Below are 20490 nucleotides of genomic sequence, written 5' to 3' on the forward strand. Positions count from 1 at the left end.
GATCTATAGTTTCCAGCGAACCCATCGGCAATCTGCCGCGCACGGACGCCGCAAGCGGTTCCTGGCATCTCCTTGAGGCCAAAACCCGGCGGGGGTGCCCGCTAATCTGAAGTGCTGATACAACGCAGGGAGCACAGCATGCAGTTTCAACGGCCCCATGGATTGAGGTTGGTCACCGGTATCAACCCGTCGACGGACACCGCGTCGGGGGGCGTGGGGCGTGGGCTTCGACGGGGGCTGGCTCATGTCAAGGAAGCCTACGTCCTGTTTCCGTTACTCGCCGTCCTGCTATTGCTGGCGATCTGGATGACGACGTTCTACCTCATCAACAGTGAGTTGGCGCGTGCCCGGTACAACGCCGCCACGGTCAGCCAGGAAATCAGCGCGACCTACGAAGCGCAGATGTTGCGCGCGGTTCACGAAATCGACCAGACCCTCAAGCTCGTCAAATACACCTACGAGGCCGAGGGCAAGCGCAATCCATTGCCCCGCCTTAAGGAGCGGGCTTTGTTGCCGCCGGCCCTGTTGTTTGATGTGAGTGTGGTCAGCGCCGATGCAAAGCTTGTAGCCAGCACCCGGGCCAACGAAACGGGGGCGGTCAGCGACCCGGAGGAACTGCGAACGCTGCGCAACAACGATGCGCTGCTGATCAGCCCCCCCTGGAAAGACCCTTCGACGGATGAGTGGCGACTGCGTTTCAGTCGTCGTCTCGATGCGCCGGATGGATCGTTTTCGGGTGTTGCCAGGGTCGAGGTCGATGCGGCCTATTTCGCCAGCAGCTATGACACCTCGAAACTGGGGGAGCGGGGTATGCTCGGGCTGCTGGGCACCGATGGGGTCTTCCGGGTATGGCGTACCGGGGAGTCGATCCAGGCCGGCGATGCGGTCGATTATGGGGCGCTGGTCCCGGACAGCGAGGACACCCAGGCGCAGCTGTTGACCAACAGTTGGGACGGGGTGCGGCGCTACACCAGTGTCCGCCAGCTCTATGACCTGCCCCTGGCGGTGATCGTCGGGTTATCCGAGGAGGAGCAACTGGCCGCCGTCACCGAGCTGGCCCACATCTATCAGTGGCGGGCCGCAGGAGGCAGCTTGTTGTTGGTGTTGCTGGTTGTTTTGTTGAGCCGAACGAGCTGGCAGCTGGCACAAAGCCGTTTGCGCACCGCCGAAGCCCAGACCCAATTGGTGGCTGTCGCCCGTCAGGCCGGCATGGCCGAGATCGCCACCAACGTCCTGCATAACGTGGGGAACGTGCTCAACAGCGTGAATGTTTCCGCCGAGGTCCTGACGCAGAAGCTACGCACCAGCAAAGCCTTGGGGCTAAGCAAAGCGATGCAGCTGATGAACCAGCATGCCGCGGACCTGGGCCAGTTTCTCTCTGAAGACGAGAAAGGCAAGTTGCTCCCGGGGTATCTGAATCAGGTGACGGAGGCGTTGGCTGCGGAACAGAAAAGTATGTCCGACGAGCTCGAACAGTTGGCCAAGAGCATCGATCATATCAAGGAGGTCGTCGCAGCCCAGCAGTCGTACTCGGGCGTGTCCAGTCTCTGTGAGAGCGTGCAGGTCGAGCACCTGCTGGAGGACGCGTTGCGCATGAACGCGGGCATTATCAAGGCCCGTCGGGTCACGGTGGCGAAGGAGTTTTCCGCAATGCCCCCCGTGCAGCTGGACAAGCATCGAGTGCTGATGATCATGGTCAACCTGATCAAGAATGCCAGCGGTGCGATGGTCGACATGTCGGATCGGCCGCCGCTGATTACCCTCCATGCCGAGCTGACGGCGGAGCAGAAGCTGATCATCCAGGTGATCGACAATGGCGAAGGGATCGCCGAGGAGAACCTGACGCGAATTTTTGCCCATGGTTTCACCACGCGTAAAGAGGGCCATGGTTTCGGTTTGCACAGCTGTGTCCTGGCAGCGATGGAAATGGGCGGTGTGCTAAGGGCCCAAAGCGACGGGCCGGGGCAGGGGGCTACGTTCACCCTGGAGCTGCCCATCAAGGGCTTGAGCCAGGCGGCCCTTGCATGATCCGGGCACGGGGATTTTTGTCGTCTACAATTCGCTCATGGTATTGAACCGACGTCATAAGGATTGGAACGAATGGTGGCAACTCCTTCAGGCAATCTCGAACAAGATCCCAGTACCACGGCCTGCCTGGATAGGTGGGTTCTCCTGTCGAGGCTGCACTGACTCCATGGCGCCTCGACTCAATCCGCTGGCCCTGGCCGTAGTGTCGCTTTATGCGTGCACGGCCAACGCCGTCGATACCGACGGACCGACGTTTTCCGTGAGCAGCTTCGGCACGGTTGGTGTGGTTCATTCCAGCGAGAAGAAGGCCGACTTCACCTCCAGCATCTACAAGCCCAACGGCGCCGGACACGCGCGCAATTGGAGTGCCGATGTCGACAGCCTGATCGGTGCGCAAGTGACGGCACGTTTCACCCCGGAACTCTCGGCGGTGGTGCAGGTGATCTCTGAGCAGCGTTACGACAACAGCTACCGTCCCTACGTCGAATGGGCGAACTTCAAGTATCAGGTCACACCCGATTTCAGCCTGCGTATCGGCCGCACGGTGCAACCGGCCTTCCTGTTCTCCGATAGCCGCAAAGTCGGCTACACGCTTCCCTGGGTGCGCCCGCCGGGGGAGGTCTACAGCATGATTCCGGTCACGGCGACCGATGGCATGGACCTCAGCTACCGGCTGCACATGGGCGATATCATCAATACCGTGCAAGGCAACGTCGGGCAGAGCACGGTCCGGATGCCCAACGATACGGGCGAGACCCGGGCCAAGGGCTCATGGGGTGTTTCCAACCTGACCGAATACGGCGCCTTGACCACCCGCATTACCTATCAGCACACGCGCTTGACTTACGAGCCGTTCAATCCGCTCTTCGAGGGTTTCCGGCAGTTCGGCGAGGAAGGCAACGACATCGCCGACCGCTACGACACCAAGGGCAAGGACTTCAATTTCGTCGGCGTCGGGGCCATCTATGATCCCGGCGACTGGTTCGTCCTGGGCGAGTGGGGGCATTTCGACAGCCATGCGGTATTTGGTGAGGTGAGTGCCTGGTATGTCAGTGGTGGATACCGGATCGAGGCGTTCACGCCTTACATCACGTATGCGCGGTCAAAGACCCTGAGCGACACGTCCAGCGAAGGGTTGGACACCTCGACGTTGCCGCCGGGCCTGGCCGATGCCGCGGGGGAGCTCAACGGAACGCTCAATGCCATCCTGGGCGCCGGCAGCCGCCAGCAAACCCTGTCGCTGGGTGTCCGCTGGGATTTCACGAAAAACATGGACGCCAAATTGCAGTACGACCACACCCGGATGGATGGCATCACGACGGGGCCGTTGACCAACTTCCAGCCGGGTTTCGAGCCGGGTGGCTCGTTCAGCGTGCTCAGCCTCGCTGTCGATTTTGTTTTCTGATGAGGCCGATCATGCGGTTTCTCAAGGGCACGGGATGTACCGTGACGGTAATGGTCTTGTATGCGGCCAGCACGCTTGTAATGGCTGACGTGGTGGTGGTCGTCTCGACGGCCAGCCCGGTGAGAACGTTGGCGAGCAATCAGGTGGCGAATATTTTCCTGGGCAAGACCAGTCGTTTTCCCGAGGGCGGTCAGGCCATTCCAATCGACCAGCCTGAGGGCTCTGCTGCCCGCGATGAGTTCTACACCACATATACCGGCAAATCTGCCGCGCAACTCAAGACGCACTGGTCAAAAATCATATTTACCGGCCGGGGCCAGCCCCCGGAGACGGTTTCGAACAGCGCGGAAGTGAAGAAGCATGTCGCCGGCAATCCCGCTGCCATCGGCTATATCGATGCGCGCGAAGTGGATGACAGCGTCAGGGTAGTGCCGTCCGATCCGCAATGAGCGGCTATACGTCCGTGTTGGTACGCACCGTCTGCGCTTGCAGCAACAGCTTGAACTGATCGGCAGGTACCGGCTTGTTGAAGTAGAACCCCTGGAATTCGTCGCAGGCATTGTCCCGCAGGAACTCGGCTTGCTCTCTGGTTTCCACGCCCTGGGCAACCACGGTCAGGCTGAGGCTCCTGCCCATGGTGATGATGGCTTCGGTCAAGGCTCTGTCTTCTGCCTGGCTGGTGACGTCGCGGATGAACGAGCGGTCGATCTTGATCGAATCGAGTGGGAACTGCTTGAGTGCCGAGAGGGAGGAGTAACCAATACCGAAGTCATCGATGGCGATCCGGATATCCAACTCCTTGAGACCGGTCAGCACCTGCAGGGTCTTCCTGACGTCCTGCATGAGCAGGCTTTCGGTGATCTCCAGCTCCAACAGGCGGGCGTCCATGCCGGTGTCTGCCAGTATCGTCGCAAGGTCGCCCAAAAGATGTTCATCGACAAACTGACGGGCTGTCAGGTTCACGGCGATGCACAGGTGTGGCAGGCCCTGTTGTTGCCAGGCCACGTTTTGCTCGCAGACCGTCCTGAGCACCCACTTGCCAATAGGGACGATCAGGCCGGTTTCTTCGGCCACCGGAATGAACTGCATGGGGGCCACCAGCCCCAGGTCAGGATGCTCCCAGCGCAGGAGAGCTTCCATGCCGGTGATCTGGCCGCTGCGAATATCCCGCTTGGCTTGGTAATGCAACCGGAACTCGTTCCGTTCAAGCGCATGGCGCAGGCCGAGTTCCAGCGTCTGCCGTTCCAATGATTCCGCGTTCAATTTTTCAGAATAGAACTGGAAGGTGTTTTTTCCCTGTTGCTTGGCCTGGTACATCGCGATATCGGCGTTTTTCTTCAGGGTTTGTTCGTCCTGGCCATCCCGGGCAAAGAGACTGATCCCGATGCTGGCGGTGACCCGGAACTCTTTCCCTCGAAGATTGAAGGGCCGGGCAATGGCGGAAAGGATTTTCTGCGCGGTGGCCGCCGCATACTTTTCATCGGACAGTTGCGGCAGCAACACCACAAACTCGTCGCCGCCCAATCGGGCAACGATATCGCTTTCGCGCAGGCAACCCTTGAGGCGGTTCGCGACTTCTTGCAGCAACTGGTCGCCGGCATCGTGGCCGAGGGTGTCGTTGATTTGTTTGAAACGGTCCAGGTCGAGGAACAGCACGGCCATTTGTCGCTGATAACGATGGGCTTCGTGGATGTGCTGAATCAACAGCTTGCTGAACAGGCTACGATTGGGCAACGCCGTGAGGGCGTCGTGATAGGCAAGGTATTCGACGCGCTCGGCATAGGCCACCTTGGCTTCGGCGGCCTGCAGCCGGCTTTGCGCAAGCTGCCAGCTCATTCGACTCAACAGGCCGGCGAGCAGCACCAGCAACAGGCTGGCACCCGCTGCCCGCCGCAGATGGGTCTGGGCTTGTCGGTTCACGGCAACCAGCTGTTCTTCTTCGGATAAGCCGACGATCACCGCCAGGGGCAGGTCATAGAGTTGCCGGGCACTGGTGTAGCGCCGCACTCCGTCCCAGCTGTTGGTCAGCAACGATGTCTGGATGTCTTCGGTATCCGGCACCAACGCCTCATAATCGACCGTATCGCCGGCCCGGATCGATTCTCCGGTGCGCCATACCCGAAAGACGCTGTCGGTCCCCAGCAGCCCGAGCACACCTCGCTCACCGAGTTTCGCCGCGTCGTAACTGCTGGTGAAATACGCGGCATCCACGTCGACCCTGACGACACCCGAGAACACGCCATCCGGCGCATTGAGACGACGACTGAAGCGCAAGCGCCATTCCCCGGTCAGGGGATCCTTCCAGGGGCGGCTGATCAGCAGCGTATCGTTGTTACGCAATGTCCGCAGCTCATCCGGGTCGCTGGCAGGTCCCGTCTCGTTCGCCCGGGTGCTGGCGATCGGCTTGGCATCGGCGTTGACCACACTGACATCGAACAACAGGGCTGGCGGCAACAGCGCCCGCTCCTTGAGCCGCGGCAGCGGGTTGCGCTCGCCCTCGGCCTCGTAGGCGTATTTGACGAGCTTGAGGGTCTGGTCGATTTCACGCACCGCACGCAGTATCTGCGCTTCATACGTGGCGCCGATTTCCTGGCTGACCGTTGCTGCGTTGCGCTGGGCACGGGTCTGTTCGACCTTGATGAGGTAGAGGGTGGCGGACCAGAGGGTAAGCAAGAGCAGGGCGGACAGTAGCGGAAGCAGGATATAGGCTTCCCTGAGGTGGCCGAGCCGATCTCGGAAGACATGGCTCGGTGCCTTGGACGTGGAGTCTTCGGATGCCGTGATACCGGGAGCCAGTCTCAGTCCACTTGTCCGTTGGATCGACATGATGTGCTCCCTGAATGACACCTGCGCGTCCCTGCGAAAAATATCAGTTGCCTGAAGGGAAACTATAGACCAGATATTCTCCTTGCCCCGCACGAAACAGCGGGGCGGTGCGACGTTTCGCTAAATCCCCTCGCCACAATGAATCAAGCAAGCCTTAAGTGACAGCATTGCTCGCCAGGGGACTCAAGAGTTATCAATGCCGCCATGCCCCATCAACGCCGCCCAACCCGCGTACTCACATCCACCCACACCGCCAGCACCAGGATGCTGCCCTTGACGATCATCTGCCAGTAGCTGTCGACGTCGAGCATCGACATGCCGTTGTCCAGGCTGGTGATGACCAGCGCGCCGAGGAGGGCGCCGTAGACGGTGCCGGAGCCGCCGCGCATGGAGGTGCCACCGATGAAGCAGGCGGCGATGGCGTCGAGTTCGCCCATGTTGCCGGCCGAGGGTGAGCCGGCTGCCAGGCGTGCGGTGTTGACCAGGCCGGCGAGGGCGCACATCACGCCCATGATGCCGAAGATCCACAGTTTCACGGCCTGCACGTTGATGCCGGACAGCCGCGTGGCCTCCATGTTGCTGCCCACTGAATAGACACGGCGTCCGAACACGGTCTGACTGGTGACGTAGCTGAATACCCCCAACAGAATCAGCAGGAGCAGTACTGGAACCGGAATGCCGTCGTAGCTGTTGAGCGTATGGACGAACCCCGCCAGCACCGCGCCAATCGCCACCACGCGCAACACGTCACGCACCAGGGAATGTGCCGCCAGGCCATGGAGGGCGCGGTTGCGACGCTGTTTCCAGGTCAGGAAAACAGTAAGGGCGAACAGCAGTACGCCCAGCGCCACACCCACGGTTTGCGGCAAGTAACCCTGGCCAACGTAGACCAGCTCCGGTGAGACCGGGGCAATGGTGGTGCCGCCGGTAATGCCCAGCAGGATCCCGCGAAACGCCAGCATGCCGCCCAGCCCCACGATGAACGAAGGGATGCGCAGGTAGGCGGTCATGAAGCCATTGGCCAGGCCGATGACCAAGCCGCACAGGGCCACCAGGCTGAGGTTGGCCAGCAATGGTATGTGATAGACCACGTCGAGGATCGCCGCCAGACCGCCCAGCAATCCGAGCAATGAGCCCACCGACAGATCGATTTCCCCGCTGATGATCACCAGCACCATGCCGCAGGCGAGGATGCCGGTGATGGACATCTGCCGCAGCAGGTTGGACAGGTTGCGCGGGGTCAGGAAACCGCCGTCGGTCTGCCAGCTGAAGAACAGCCAGATGATCGCTACGGCGATCACCAGCGCGAGCATTTTGTAGCGGGTGAAGAGTTGTTTGACCTGATTCATCTACGCGGACTTCCGATCATTATTGTTATGGCCATCGGGGTGGCTGAGCGCGGCAGCGAGCACTTGTTCCTGGGTGAGTTCGTGGTTGATGAAGTTCCCGCGCAACTGACCTTCGCCGATCACCAGCACGCGGTCGGAAACCCCCAGCACTTCGGCGAGTTCCGAGGAAACCATGATGATCGACACGCCCTGGGCCGCCAGCGCGCCCATCAACTTGTAGATCTCGTACTTGGCGCCGACGTCCACGCCGCGGGTCGGTTCATCGAGAATCAGCACACGGGGCTGGGTCAGGAGCATCTTCGCCAGCACGGCTTTTTGCTGGTTGCCGCCGGAGAGGCTGGTGATCGGCAGGAATGGACTCGCCGTCTTGAGGTGCATGCGCGAGATTTCCCGGTCGATGCTGCCCAGTTCGGCTTCGGCGTCGATGCGGGTCAGCTTCGAGAAGTTCTCCAGCACCGCGAGGGTAATGTTCTGGCCCACCCCCAGGTCCGGAATGATCCCTTGGCGCTTGCGGTCCTCGGGGACCATGCACAGGCCGGCGCGGATCGATTTGAGGGGGGTACGGGTGTCGATCGCCTGGCCATCCAGCCACACCTCGCCTTCATGGCGTCCAGGGTAGGCACCGAACAGCGCCGACACCAGTTCCGTGCGACCGGCACCGACCAGCCCGGCGATGCCGAGGATTTCCCCGCGCTTGAGGCTGAACGAAATATCGTCGACCCGTTTGCGCCGGGGATTATCGACGTCGTAGCACGTGATGTGGCGCGCCTCGAAAATCACCTCACCGATGTCATGGGGTTCGGTGGGGTAAAGGTTGCTCATTTCCCGTCCGACCATCTGGGTGATGATCTGTGGGATGTCCATGTCGGCCATGGCGGTGGTCGCAATGTGTTTGCCGTCGCGGATCACCGAAATGGTGTCGCACACCGCCGCCACTTCATCGAGCTTGTGAGAGATGTAGACGCAGGCAACCCCCTTGGCCTTGAGGTCACGGATGATATCCAGCAGCACCTCGATTTCCGAGCGGGTCAGGGCCGATGAAGGTTCGTCGAGGATCAGCAGGCGCGCCTGTTTGTTCAGCGCTTTGGCGATCTCCACCAGTTGCTGGTAGCCACCGCCATACTGCGACACCGGGAGCGAGACGTTCATGTCCGGTACCTTGAGCTCACGCATCAGGGCTTCGGCGCGGTGGATCATCGCCGGGTAGTTCATGCGCCCGCCGGGCAGGGTCAGCTCATGACCCATGAAGATGTTCTCGGCCACCGAAAGATCGGGGACGAGGGTCAGCTCCTGGTGAATGATGACGATTCCGGCGGCTTCGGTTTCGCTGATGGACTGCGCCCTGAGCGGCTGGCCGTCCCAGAGGATTTCACCGTCCCAGGTACCATAGGGGTAGACCGCCGAAAGGACTTTCATCAAGGTGGATTTGCCGGCGCCGTTCTCGCCGCACAGGCCAACGCATTCCCCTGGCCGGACCTTGATGTCGATGCCATTCAGGGCTTTGACACCGTCGAAGGTTTTGACGATGCCGTTCATTTGCAGCAGGTAGTCGGACATGGCGAAGGCTCGAAGGAAAGGGCTTATAGCCGCAGAGTCAGTCTGGCGCAGTCCTGTGGGAGCGGGCTTGCTCGCGAAAGCGGTGTGTCTGCACCATCAATGCTGACTGTTTCACCGCCTTCGCGAGCAAGCCCGCTCCCACAGGTTAAATATCACTGCGTCCTGTCACTGCCCGGCGATCTGCGCCTTGGTGTAGAACCCATCCTTTTCCAGCAGGTCGATGTTGTCCTTGGTCAACGGGGTCGGGGTGAGCAGGATGGTGTCGACTTTCTTGCTGCCGTTGTCGTACTGCGAACTGAAGGACGGCTTCTCATTGCGCGCCAGTTGCACCGAGAGTTTGGCAGCTTCGGAGGCGATCAGCTTCAGAGGCTTGTAGACGGTCATGGTCTGGGTGCCGTCGATCACCCGCTTGACCGCTGCCAGGTCGGCGTCCTGGCCCGAGATCGGCACCTTGCCGGCCATTTTCTGCGCGGCCAGGGCCTGGATGGCGCCGCCTGCGGTAGCGTCGTTGGAGGCGACGATGCCGTCGATCTTGTTGTTGTTCCGCGTCAGGGCGTTTTCAACAATGCTCAAGGCTTCGGTGGGGTTCCATTCCTTCACCCACTGTTGGCCGACGATCTTGATATCGCCTTTGTCGATGGCCGGTTGCAGCACCTTCATCTGGCCTTCGCGCAGGACCTTGGCGTTGTTGTCGGTGGGAGCACCGCCGAGCAGGAAATAGTTGCCCTTGGGCGCGGCTTTCAGCACGCCGCTGGCCTGCATTTCGCCGACCTTTTCGTTATCGAAGGAAATGTAGGCGTCGATATCGGCGTTCAGAATCAGCCGGTCGTAGGACACCACCTTGATCCCGGCCTTCTTGGCTTCGGCGACGGCGTTGGTCAGCACGGTGGCGTTGAATGGAACGATGACGATCACATCGACGCCGCGGGAGATAAGGTTCTCGATCTGCGAAATCTGCTTCTGCTCGTTGGCATCGGCTGATTGCACGAAGACCTTGGCGTCCATTTTTTCCGCCGCCGCAACGAAGTAGTCGCGGTCCCGGGACCAGCGTTCCAGGCGCAGGTCGTCGATGGAGAAACCGATCTTCGGGTGCGCCGCATCGGCCATGACCGGAAGCGACAGCAGGGCCAGGGCGCTGGCGAGTAACGTGCGTTTTAGGTTTTTCATTGTGGTGCGTCCTTTTATTTTTGTTTGAAAGACACTGCCTGACGATGAGCGTGATGCCGGTAGAACTGTAGAGAGTCGCGTGGCGCTGCGGGCAGAGATTTGTCGTGAGAATGTAACAGCCTCGCTGCGCCAGCGATTTCTACGGGGTCAGGGATAGATGAACCGGTTGACGACGCTTTCGAGCATCTCCTGCCGGCCGCTGACTGCCTGAGGATTGAGCTCGTTGACGAAGGCATGCTCGGCCAGCGAGGCGAGGCTGAACTTGCCCGCCAGCACCGCCTGGCCGAACGGTTGTTGCCAGCCGGCGTAGCGTTGATCCTTGAAGTGCTGGAGCCGGTCGTTCTGCACCATGGCGGCTGCGCGCTCCAGGGCCAGTGCCAGGACGTCCATCGCCGCGACATGGCCGTGAAACAGGTCGAGCTCGTCCACGCTCTGGCGACGGACCTTGGCGTCGAAGTTGAACCCGCCATTCTTGAACCCGCCGGCCTTGAGGATCTCGTAGGTGGCGAGGGTCATCTCTTCGACGCTGTTGGGGAACTGGTCGGTGTCCCAGCCGTTCTGCGGATCGCCACGGTTGGCGTCGATGCTGCCGAAGATTCCCAGCGAGGTGGCGGTGGCGATTTCGTGATGGAAACTGTGCCCGGCCAGGGTCGCGTGGTTGGCCTCGATGTTGACCTTGATCTCGTTCTCAAGGCCGAATTGCTGCAGGAAGCCGAAGACCGTGGCACTGTCGTAATCGTATTGGTGTTTGGTTGGCTCCTGGGGCTTGGGCTCGATCAGCAGGTCGCCCTTGAAACCGATCTTGTGCTTGTGCTCGACCACCATGCCCATGAAGCGGCCCAGTTGCTCGCGCTCGCGTTTCAGGTCGGTATTGAGCAGGGTTTCGTAACCCTCACGACCACCCCACAAGACGTAGTTGGCGCCCTTGAGGCGCAGGGTGGCATTCATGGCACTGAACACCTGGGCGGCGGCGCAAGCGAAGACTTCCGGGTCCGGGTTGGTGGCGGCGCCGGCGGCAAAGCGCGGGTTACTGAAGCAGTTGGCGGTGCCCCACAGCAGCTTGATCCCGGTCTGTTCCTGGTGGCGCTCCAGGTGGTCGACCATCAGCGCGAAGTGGTTACGGTATTCCTTCAGCGAGCTGCCTTCCGGGGCGACATCGGTGTCGTGGAAGCAGTAGTAGTCGACGCCCAGTTTGGAGAAGAACTCGAAGGCGGCTTCGGCCTTGCCGATGGCCAGTTCCATCGGGTCCCCGGCGTGTTGCCAGGGGCGCTGGAAGGTGCCGGCGCCGAACACGTCGGACCCCGGCCAGACGAACGTGTGCCAGTAGCACACCGCCATCCGCAGGTGCTCGCGCATGGGTTTGCCGAGGACGAGCTTGTCGGCGTCATAGTGACGGAAGGCGAGGGGCGAATCGCTGGTGGGGCCTTCGTAGCGAATCTTGTCGACACCGGGGAAGTACGGCATGGGCGATATCCTTTTTTATTCTTGGCGGTGTCTCGATACTAACGCTGGCCCTGGGGGTGATGATTATGAAAATCACCAAGGAGTCGTTCGATTTTGTATTGAGCTTGGAGCTTCGCACGCCTAGTCTGTGTTCACCGGCCCAGGGTGAAAAACCATGAAAACCGTCCCCCCCGTGCACCGTATTGCGCTGTTGTTCAACGGCAGCAAGATCTACGACCGCGGCATCATCAGCGGCATCGGCAACTACCTGAGCAGCACCCGTGCGTCCTGGGACCTCTTTCTCGAGGAGGATTTCCTGTGCCGGTTGAAGGGAATCGAACGCTGGCAGGGCGACGGGATCATCGCCGACTTCGACGACCCGCTGATCGGCGAGGCGTTGGCCGGAATCCGCTTGCCGGTGGTGGCGGTGGGCGGTTCCTACCAGGATGAGCGCGCCTATCCCAGGGGCATTCCCTATGTCGCCACCGATAATTTCGCGCTGATTAAGCTGGCCTACGAGCATTTGATCGAAGCCGGCCTCACACGTTTCGCCTGCTTCAGCCTGCCCGAAGCCCAGGCCAATCGCTGGGCTCAGGAGCGGGAAAAAGCCTTCCGTTCGCTGGTGCAACGCGATGGCCTGCCGGCCGAGGTCTATCGCGGTATGGGCACCAGCGCGCCGCTTTGGGACAGTGCCGTCGAACAGCAGATCGCCTGGCTGCAGAGCCTGCCCAAGCCCATCGGCATCATCGCCGTCAGCGATGCCCGCGCCCGCCAACTGCTGCAAGCCTGCCTGACCGCCGGCATTGCCGTGCCGGAGCAAGTCGCGCTGATCGGTATCGACAACGACCCTCTGACCCGCAGCCTGACCCGGGTGCCCCTGAGTTCAGTGATCCAGGGCACTGAAACCATGGGCCGCACCGCCGCGCGCCTGCTCCACCAGATGCTGCACGGTATGCCGTCCACGGGCACGCAGATATTGATACCACCGGACGCGATCAACGTGCAGGCCTCGAGCCTGCATCAACCGTTGGGTAACCCCTATGTCATGCAGGCGCTGCTGTTCATTCGCCAATACGCTTGCCAGGGCATCAAGACCGCGCAGGTGGCGGGGTACGTGGGGGTGTCGCGGTCATCGCTGGAAGCGCATTTTCGCAAGGAGCGAGGGTGCAGCGTGCATGACGAGATCTTGCGGTTCAGGTTGGCCGCGGCTGCCAGTGGGTTGGAGAGGACGGATTTGTCGATCGCTGACATTGCCCGCAATTGTGGGTTCAAGTCGGCGCAATATCTGCACACAGTATTTCGTCGGGAGTTTGGCTGCACACCCAGGCAGTATCAGCAGGAGGAGCGCGACCATTTTCCAGAGAGCGCTCCTTGACCTTCACCATTGCCGAAAAATTCCGGTTGTGAAAAAACACAACTGGAGTAGCATCCGACTCAAGGACAGGGAAGCCTATGGATATACTCAAGCCATCGCGTTTTGACGCCGCCGCCATTTTGTACCCGAACGACAAGGCCGGGCTCGATCGCTGCCGGCGCCTGTTGAAGATGGCCCGTCCGACAGCGTTCGCGGACCTGCAAAAACTGTTCGGTACCCACGGTATCGACCTGTTCAAACCGAGGGCCGCAGCGAATTGGGTCGTGATTGATGTAGGTGGCAACAATCTCAGGGTGATAGGGGGCGTCCACTACATCCGACAGAAATTCTACGTCAAACACGTCTGCACACATGCCGATTACGACGTTGCCAACGTCTGGCATGCAAGAAACAAAGGAGTAAAACGATGAGCGCAGTCAGGAATGACTTTCAGACCGTGATCGCAACGCTTGGCGAGCTACACGCGGTGCTGGAGCGTCTGCGCGGCGAGTTCGTGCATGGCATCAGGACGCCCGCCGACTATGAGCGTGCGACCGATCTGCTTGACGAACTCACCGACGGGCGTGAGCTGAGCAAGGTCGAGGAGAAAATCCTCGTCGAGCTCGAAGACGAAATACTGGCCTACCAGCGCGACTCCGACCAGTTTCGCGAATCCACCGCCGCTTTTGAAGCGACATGCACCCCGGTGCAGTTGATCCGGGACCTCATGGAGACGCTCGGGCTCACGGGTTCGGACCTTCCCGAAATTGGCGACAAGACGGCGGTTTCCAAGGTGTTGAGTGGGGATCGGCCCATCAGTCACAAGATGGCGTATGCGTTGGCACAGCGGTTTGCGATGGAGCCGGGTGCTTTCCTGTCGGCAGCCCCGGCCAAGCCGACCCCTATTGAAACCGCTCGCCCTACGTCCAGGAAGCCGGCTAAATACAGCGCTCGCAACGAGCCGCTGGTCGCACACCTGGCAACAGAGGCCGGTACCGGTGAATACAAGGTGGCTGCTTCCAAAAAGCGTAAACCGACAGCCAGGGATCCCGCCAAAGAGTAGGGCAGTCTGTTCAGAGCCCGGATGCTGTGGCGATCACCCAGTCATCTGCGGGAGCTGATTGCAATGGCAGCGCGTGCAATACCGCAGGTCAAAAACCGCTTTCCCGAATCAGAATGGACAGCGCATCGGTAAGCAATCCGGCAACCGGACTTACGTGGGCGCCCTCGATCGAGACTTTTCCCAGACGCATCATCGTTTGAGCGGGCGGAGTGTCCAGGCTGATCCTGACCCGGTACAGCGCGTCACGTACCTGCAAGCTGCTGTCCGGTTTGCCAGAGACAGGAATCGGTCCGCCATAGGCGGTACTCAACATCAGATGAGGAACGTTCTGGGTGCGCGAATCGTCAATGCTGACAACCTGTCCTCCAAGCGCTGTGCCTGCGTCGCCTTCGGCATAGAAGCGTGCACGGGCGCCGATGCTCAGGCGTGAAAGGTCCTGTTGCCGGACGAAAGCTTCAACCGTCCAGCTGGCGGGATTGACCAGTACCCCCAGTGGTTGATTCGGCTTGACCCAGACACCAGGCTGTATCGAGGGATCGATGTCCGTGAGTACCCCCGCCATCGGGGCGCGTAAAGACAGGCGTTGCAGTTCGGCTGATTGCGCCGCCGACTCGGCTTGCTGTCGGCTGAGTTGGCTGGCAATCGAGGCGTACTTTTGCGCACCATCCACCGCCCCGGCAAGGCCGTCCAGTTGCGCACGCAGCGCCAGGGCGGCCTTGTACGACCGTTCGGCTTTATCGCGTATCTGAGGAGAGTCGAGAACGGCCAGGACCGAATCGGCTTCGACTCTTTGTCCTGCTGCGGACATTTCCATCAACCTGGCAGGCAGCGGGCTATAGAGCGTGTATTGAACCTCCGCATGCAACCAGGCCGGTGCTTGCACATGGGTATTGAGCGGCAGGACAACCACCAGCCCCAGCAAACATGGCGCGAGCAACAGCACGCGACCACGGCGGGCAGGGATTTCCTTGCGACGGCGCCACCAGACCTTGAGTTCACGTTGGATAGGCATGATGACGAACCAGGAGATTTCAACCAGAAACAGGAAGATGCCCAACGCCTTGAAAAACAGGTAGTACACGGCGACGGCGATCCCGAGAAACACCACCAGGCGATAGATTCGGGTAATCAGGGCAAACGCGATGAGAAAACGACGCAGACGCGGCGCCACGACTTCGGGGTCTGGCTCGTTCCAGGCCAACAATCGGCGACGCATCCAGGCTTGCGCCAATGCCCCCGAACGTTCGTGCAGGTTCGGCAGGTCGAGCCAGTCGGACAGCAGGAAGTAACCATCAAAACGCATGAACGGGCTGGCGTTGAGTGCCAGCGAGATCATCCAACTGGTGGTTGCCAGAAAGAACAACGCACTTTTGAGCATCGGGTTCTCGCATAGCCCCCAACCCAGCGTGGCGATTCCCGCGATCATCAGTTCCACGAGGATGCCAGCGCCGGCGATATGGAAGCGTTGGCGCCGGTCGGCCAGTTTCCACGACTCGCTGGTGTCCGTGTAGAGCACCGGCCACAGCACCAGGAACGCCACACCCATATGTGCGACACGCACACCATAACGGGTAGCCGTGTAGGCATGTCCCAGTTCATGAAGGCATTTGGTCACGGCCAGTGCTATCAGGTAGCCGACCATCCCTTGCGGCGAGAGGCTTTGCTTGAAGCTGGCAACGAACTCGTCCCATTGTTGTTCAACGAAAAACAGGCCGAACAGAATGGCGACGGCAACACCTGTCAGCAAAGCTCGGCTGAACAGGGGCGCGACCCACGGCAGGGTTTTCTGCAGCAGGCGTTGCGGGCGCCAGAGCGGCACCCGCATGAACAAATAGTTGTGAAGCAGCCATCGCCAGCCAGTGTGTCCGCGCTGCCTGGCCATTTCCTCCAGGCTGTGGGTGCCATTGACATCGGTGATATGCAACAACTGGTGGCGACTCAGAAACAACAACAGGGCCGCCAGCTCCCCACGGCTGACTCGCAGCGGCGTTTCTGCCGCCAATGTATCGAGCAAGCGGGTCGGGCTGCCCAGGGGCCAACGTGACAGCATCTCGAATTCGAGCCAGCCGATGTTGAAAAAGCGGTTGCCGACCGGATCCTGGATCATCCAGGCCGGCGATCCATCGCGCTGCGTCGCGCCCGGAATCAGACGCAGATCCTCGCGTATCGCTGGCAGCTTTTCCGGTAGCTCGATGTCCGAGTCCTGGGTTGTCAAGCCGGTGCAGGGGCTTGAAGGCACGGCCGCAAGATCCAGTTCACTCACAGGCCGCTCCATTCACGCAAGGCGGCCAAAGGGCGTCGCAAAACGTAATAGATCAACGGTACCGGTTCGCCATACAGCTTGGCGGTGCCTTTGAGACCGATGCGTGCCAACTGGCTGACATCGCCCTGGAACTGCCCGCGAATCCGGTAGGAAGGGACATTGTCCGGCGACAGGGTGGCCTGATAGCTGGTCTGGATCAGGTGGGCGGTCAGGGGCGACAGGGGGGGCACATGCAGGAACAGGCGAATCTGCGAGCCAGTATCGAGATTGATGGCATTGGCCACCGGCAGCCAGACCAACACGCCGGCATCTTGCGGGTCGGCCAGTTGGATGATCCGTTCGCCAGTGACCACTGGCTTGCCAATCCAGTCGTTACTGTCGCCGAAGATCGCGATGCCCTCGCGGGGGGCCCTGACCACGTTGCGTTCGAGCATTTCGTCGAGCCAGGCGACCTCGGCCTGCTTTTCCTGCACCTGCCCGTTGAGCGCGGCCAGTTCGCCTTTGCTCTGGGCATTGTCGAACGCCTTCTGGGCGGCGAGCAGGGCTTCGGAGCGGGCGACTTGCAGTGCCTGCAAGGCCACGGCCCGGCGATTGCGCAGGGTGGTGTCATCGAGGCTGAACAGCGGCTGGTCTTTTTGTACCAGCTGGTTGGGTTGCACCAGGAACTCATGCACCACCCCGTCCTGGGGGGCGGCGATTGCCATGGCGTTGTGCGCTTCGATTTCGGCTGGGGCCAAGGCACTCAGGCGGACCGGGAACAGAAACGCCAGGGCGACGGCACAAGCCAATCCGGCCATCCGCAACGGACGCCGCCGCCAGACTTGCCAGCGAGCGCCAAGCGTGGGGCGTTTGTTGGTCAGCGCGGCGAGGCAATAGGCATAGGTCTGGCTCAATCGGGCGAGCAGAGCCTGGGTGTGCTCGTCCGGCTCGGTGTCACAGGCCAGCAGCAACATGCCCCGGCGTGAATGGTCGCGACCGGGCAGTTGGATACACAGCAGGTGCGCCGGCATCCACTCGGCCCAGCCCTCGGCGAAGCTGTCGGGGAGCGACTGTGCTTGCCAAAGGCTTGGTACAGAAGCCACTGCCGGGTCGTCCGCCGCCATGGGCGCTGACCAGAGATGATGAGCCAGACCCTTGAGCCAAACGGTAAACGGTGACTCCTCCGCGAGCGTCGCCAGGCTTGAGACATTGCTCAGGGCGGGTTTGCCCAACACATCACTGACGAAGAAATACCCCTGGCGATACTGCAGAAGCTGCCAGGTTTCGTTGACGATCACAAAACCCAGCTGTTCGGTGCTGCGCGCTTCTTGGGCACGCTGCTCCAGATGCAGCAGCGCCGCGACCGGGTTCACTGGATGGGCCTGGGCATTCATGGCGTGGCTTCGAACAGCGCAGTACCACTCATGCCTGCCAGCAGATCCTTGGGTTGGCCTTCGATCACGCCCTCAAGCTCGATGGTCTGGCTGACGGCATCGACTTGGGCGTTGATGGCTTTGACCTTGGCCGGGTAGCGTTTGCCGGTTTCACCCAGGTCAACCTGGAAGGTCTGGTCGGGCTGGAGCCAGGCCAGCCATCTGGAGGGCACGTTGACGCGCATTTTCAGCGGGCCGTTGCTGATGATGTCGAGCAATGGCTGGCCCAGGTTGACACCCTGGAAGGCTTTGACCTGGACCTTGACTACACGCCCATCGAACGGCGCAAGGACCGTGCACTGCTGTTGCTGGGCGCGGTACTGAGCGACCTGGGCGGCGGCTTTTTCCGCCGCGCTGGCGGCCAGCGACACTTCCACTTCGCCGGCCGATTGCAGGCCTTGCAGACGCAGTTTGGCGTCGTGGGCCTCGCGCGCGGAACTCAGGTCGGCCTGGGCCATTTTCAGGCGGGCGGTCTGTTCGTCGCAGTCAAAGCTGACCAGTACGTCGCCCTTGCGGAACGACGAGCCCAGCGACGCATTGACCGCACGCACGCGCCCCACCAACTGGCTGGCCAACGTGGTTTCCTGATCGGCCACCAGCAGCACACGCACCCCGGCGTCGGTTTCATTCTGTGCCCAGGCCGATTGACCCGCCAGGGCCAGGCCAAGCAGCGGGCCAGTCAGCATGAGCAATGGACGACAACGCATGGGAAGACTCATTTGGAAGCGACCTGTACCGAGGCCGATTTCAACCATTCGCGCAGGTTCGGCAATTCAGCCACCGTGGCGGCTTCGCAGAAGGCGTTCAATGAGTCTTTATCCGGCTGGGCCCGCAACGTGCTCTGATAATGACTGGTGCCCGCCACGCTGCCGCCCGCACGGAGCAGGCTGACGCTCCACTGACCGCGACGAATGCCATCCTGGACGTCGGACACCTGTAGCCGCATGACCAGCGTAGGCACCCGTGGGTCGTTTTCGGCAAGGACGAACAGGTTACGCTCCAGCGCCTTGCGCGCTACGTTGAGCATTGCATTGGCCGCCTGGGCATCGCCCTGGTACTCGATACGAACCGCTATGGGTTGCTGCGAGGGGCGCTCACCGACCGCTGTGGTGAATGCCTGTCGTTCCGAGTTGCCGAGGCTTTTCTCCAGTTGCTGGGAGAGCTCTTGCAGATTGCTGGAGTCGTTGACGTTTTCGGGCAGTACGTCCAGGCCCAGGGAGTTGTAGATGCGTCCAAAAGCGGTCTGTGCCGTGGCATAGGCGGAGTAGCGCTGGAACTGAGCGAGCAGGGCGCGGGTCTCGGTGCGGATCACCTCCAGTTCGGAGTCGGTGCGTGAGGTCAGTGAGGCCCGGGCGAATTTTGCCATGCGCTGATCGACCTGGCTCGACTGGTCGGCCAGATCGTAATCGACCAGGGCCAGTTTGTAGCGTTCGACCGAAATGCGTACCTGGGTCAACACTGCCATCGACAATGCCAGACGGCGAGCGTTGTCGGTCTTTTCCTGGGAGTCGCTGGCTTTTTGCGTGGCCGGAATGGCGGCCAGCTTGAACAGATTGGCGCTGAGCTGCACGCCACTGTCGACCCAACTGTTGTTATAGAGGTATTTGTTGGAGTCGTACTGGCTGTTGATGTTGATGCCCAGGCTTGGCAGCAGGGCCAGCAACTGGCGGCGCGCTTCGTCGGCTGAAATGCGCTTGCGGTAATCCTCTTCGCGTAACTCGGGACGTGCCTGCAAGGCGATTTCTTCAAGCTTGGCAATATCTGCGGGAACGCCTGGCAACGACGGTTCGCTTTCTTCGGCCAAGGTGAACTGAGTACCCGGTGGAATGCTCATCAGCGCCGCCAGCTCGCGCTTGGCAAACTCCAGATCCTGCCGGCGGGCGTTGAGCAAGGTGGTCGCGTCCAGCAGGGCACTTTGGTAAGCCAAGGCCTGTGCTGGAGGCAGCAGCCCCTGTACTTCGGCTTCGCGGGACCTGCCCAGGGCGACGCGTACACGTTTGAGCAGATCGTCGGCCTGGCTTTCGAGGCGCTGGGCTCCCAGGGCACGCCAATAGGACGTGCGCAGGTCTTGCAGGACGGTCTGCATGACCCGTCGCCGGCGTTCTTCGGCAATCAGATACTGGTCGGCACTTTGCTTGGCCCGGTAATAGCTGACGCCAAAGTCCAGCAGGTTCCAGGAAAACTCGGCGCTGGCCAGGGTGCGGTCGCGCTCGACGGAGGAGGAGGGGATCAACGAAACGGTGTGGGTCTCGATACCTACGCTGGTACCGCCTGATTCGTTGTTGCGCGAGGCATAGCCGGCCGAGACCAGCATCTTGGGCAACATGTCGTAGCGGGAAACGTCATGCAGGCCGGCGGCGAGCGCCGACTCCATCAGCTTCAGGCGATAGTCGAGGTTGTATTTGAGCGAACGCGCCAGGGCATCGGCGAAGGTCAGCGGCCCTTTGATCGGTTCCTGGTCCGCATAAAGCTGGAGCTGGTCACCGGCCACGCGCTGGTGAACTTCATCATCTTTCAACGGCTGCGGGGCAACGGAGCAACCTGCCAGGCCCATGAACAGGGCGGTCAGGAACAATCCGGGGACCAACACTGAACGATTTTTTTCCATCAAGCGCATGTGGGT

15 protein-coding genes are annotated in these 20490 nt (G+C 61.0%); 6 read left to right on the forward strand and 9 right to left on the reverse strand.

All coding sequences use genetic code 11. From position 1 onward, the window contains the following. Nucleotides 1-138: 138 nt before the first annotated feature. The 3 genes from FBY02_RS18430 to FBY02_RS18440 all read left to right on the forward strand — a co-directional run bounded on the left by FBY02_RS18430 (nucleotide 139) and on the right by FBY02_RS18440 (nucleotide 3882). Nucleotides 139-2028 carry an ATP-binding protein gene (locus FBY02_RS18430; protein WP_144929669.1) on the forward strand — a complete coding sequence of 630 codons (1890 nt, stop codon included), beginning with the start codon at nucleotides 139-141 and terminating at the stop codon, nucleotides 2026-2028. Between the two features lie 166 nt (nucleotides 2029-2194). Next, nucleotides 2195-3433 carry a porin gene (locus FBY02_RS18435; protein ID WP_144929670.1) on the forward strand — a complete coding sequence of 413 codons (1239 nt, stop codon included), beginning with the start codon at nucleotides 2195-2197 and terminating at the stop codon, nucleotides 3431-3433. Nucleotides 3434-3444: 11 nt separating this feature from the next. After that, a complete protein-coding gene (locus FBY02_RS18440; RefSeq protein WP_178111973.1) occupies nucleotides 3445-3882 on the forward strand; it encodes a phosphate ABC transporter substrate-binding protein in 438 nt (145 codons plus the stop codon). 4 nt (nucleotides 3883-3886) lie between these two features. On the opposite strand, the gene FBY02_RS18445 is transcribed toward FBY02_RS18440, so the two are convergent. From FBY02_RS18445 to xylA, 5 genes are all read right to left on the reverse strand, one after another. Beyond that, complete coding sequence (locus tag FBY02_RS18445) at nucleotides 3887-6259, reverse strand: bifunctional diguanylate cyclase/phosphodiesterase (RefSeq protein WP_144929671.1); 2373 nt, start codon at nucleotides 6257-6259, stop codon at nucleotides 3887-3889. 212 nt (nucleotides 6260-6471) lie between these two features. Then, nucleotides 6472-7608: a sugar ABC transporter permease gene (locus FBY02_RS18450; protein ID WP_041021525.1), complete on the reverse strand. Its 1137-nt coding sequence runs from the start codon at nucleotides 7606-7608 to the stop codon at nucleotides 6472-6474. After that, a complete protein-coding gene (gene xylG, locus FBY02_RS18455; RefSeq protein ID WP_144929672.1) occupies nucleotides 7609-9165 on the reverse strand; it encodes a D-xylose ABC transporter ATP-binding protein in 1557 nt (518 codons plus the stop codon). A 165-nt stretch (nucleotides 9166-9330) separates the two neighbouring features. After that, complete coding sequence (xylF, locus tag FBY02_RS18460; protein ID WP_144929673.1) at nucleotides 9331-10332, reverse strand: D-xylose ABC transporter substrate-binding protein; 1002 nt, start codon at nucleotides 10330-10332, stop codon at nucleotides 9331-9333. 147 nt (nucleotides 10333-10479) lie between these two features. Continuing rightward, nucleotides 10480-11796: a xylose isomerase gene (xylA, locus tag FBY02_RS18465; protein ID WP_144929674.1), complete on the reverse strand. Its 1317-nt coding sequence runs from the start codon at nucleotides 11794-11796 to the stop codon at nucleotides 10480-10482. A gap of 154 nt (nucleotides 11797-11950) precedes the next feature. Here xylA and FBY02_RS18470 point away from each other — a divergent pair, with 154 nt between their 5' ends. From FBY02_RS18470 to FBY02_RS18480, 3 genes are all read left to right on the forward strand, one after another. Beyond that, the gene (locus FBY02_RS18470; RefSeq protein WP_144929675.1) at nucleotides 11951-13150 is read left to right on the forward strand and encodes a XylR family transcriptional regulator; all 1200 of its coding nucleotides are present in this window, start codon (nucleotides 11951-11953) and stop codon (nucleotides 13148-13150) included. Between the two features lie 77 nt (nucleotides 13151-13227). Further along, a complete protein-coding gene (locus FBY02_RS18475; RefSeq protein WP_144929676.1) occupies nucleotides 13228-13560 on the forward strand; it encodes a type II toxin-antitoxin system HigB family toxin in 333 nt (110 codons plus the stop codon). Further along, the gene (locus FBY02_RS18480) at nucleotides 13557-14192 is read left to right on the forward strand and encodes a type II toxin-antitoxin system HigA family antitoxin (protein WP_144929677.1); all 636 of its coding nucleotides are present in this window, start codon (nucleotides 13557-13559) and stop codon (nucleotides 14190-14192) included. The genes FBY02_RS18475 and FBY02_RS18480 overlap by 4 nt, the downstream gene beginning before the upstream one ends. Before the next feature lie 88 nt (nucleotides 14193-14280). Here the strand turns inward: FBY02_RS18480 and FBY02_RS18485 are convergent, their stop codons facing one another. From FBY02_RS18485 to FBY02_RS18500, 4 genes are read right to left on the reverse strand one after another with little or no spacing between them, the layout of a single operon-like run. After that, entirely contained in the window at nucleotides 14281-16455 is a 2175-nt protein-coding gene (locus FBY02_RS18485; protein WP_178115374.1) for an HlyD family efflux transporter periplasmic adaptor subunit, read from the reverse strand. Beyond that, nucleotides 16452-17828: an efflux RND transporter periplasmic adaptor subunit gene (locus tag FBY02_RS18490; RefSeq protein WP_144929679.1), complete on the reverse strand. Its 1377-nt coding sequence runs from the start codon at nucleotides 17826-17828 to the stop codon at nucleotides 16452-16454. Before FBY02_RS18490 ends, FBY02_RS18485 begins: the two co-directional genes overlap by 4 nt. Further along, the gene (locus tag FBY02_RS18495) at nucleotides 17825-18586 is read right to left on the reverse strand and encodes an efflux RND transporter periplasmic adaptor subunit (protein ID WP_178111977.1); all 762 of its coding nucleotides are present in this window, start codon (nucleotides 18584-18586) and stop codon (nucleotides 17825-17827) included. The genes FBY02_RS18490 and FBY02_RS18495 overlap by 4 nt, the downstream gene beginning before the upstream one ends. Then, nucleotides 18583-20484 carry a TolC family protein gene (locus FBY02_RS18500; RefSeq protein WP_256662535.1) on the reverse strand — a complete coding sequence of 634 codons (1902 nt, stop codon included), beginning with the start codon at nucleotides 20482-20484 and terminating at the stop codon, nucleotides 18583-18585. Before FBY02_RS18500 ends, FBY02_RS18495 begins: the two co-directional genes overlap by 4 nt. Nucleotides 20485-20490 lie beyond the last annotated feature (6 nt).

It is taken from the genome of Pseudomonas sp. SJZ078, from assembly GCF_007828255.1.
GTDB lineage: Bacteria > Pseudomonadota > Gammaproteobacteria > Pseudomonadales > Pseudomonadaceae > Aquipseudomonas.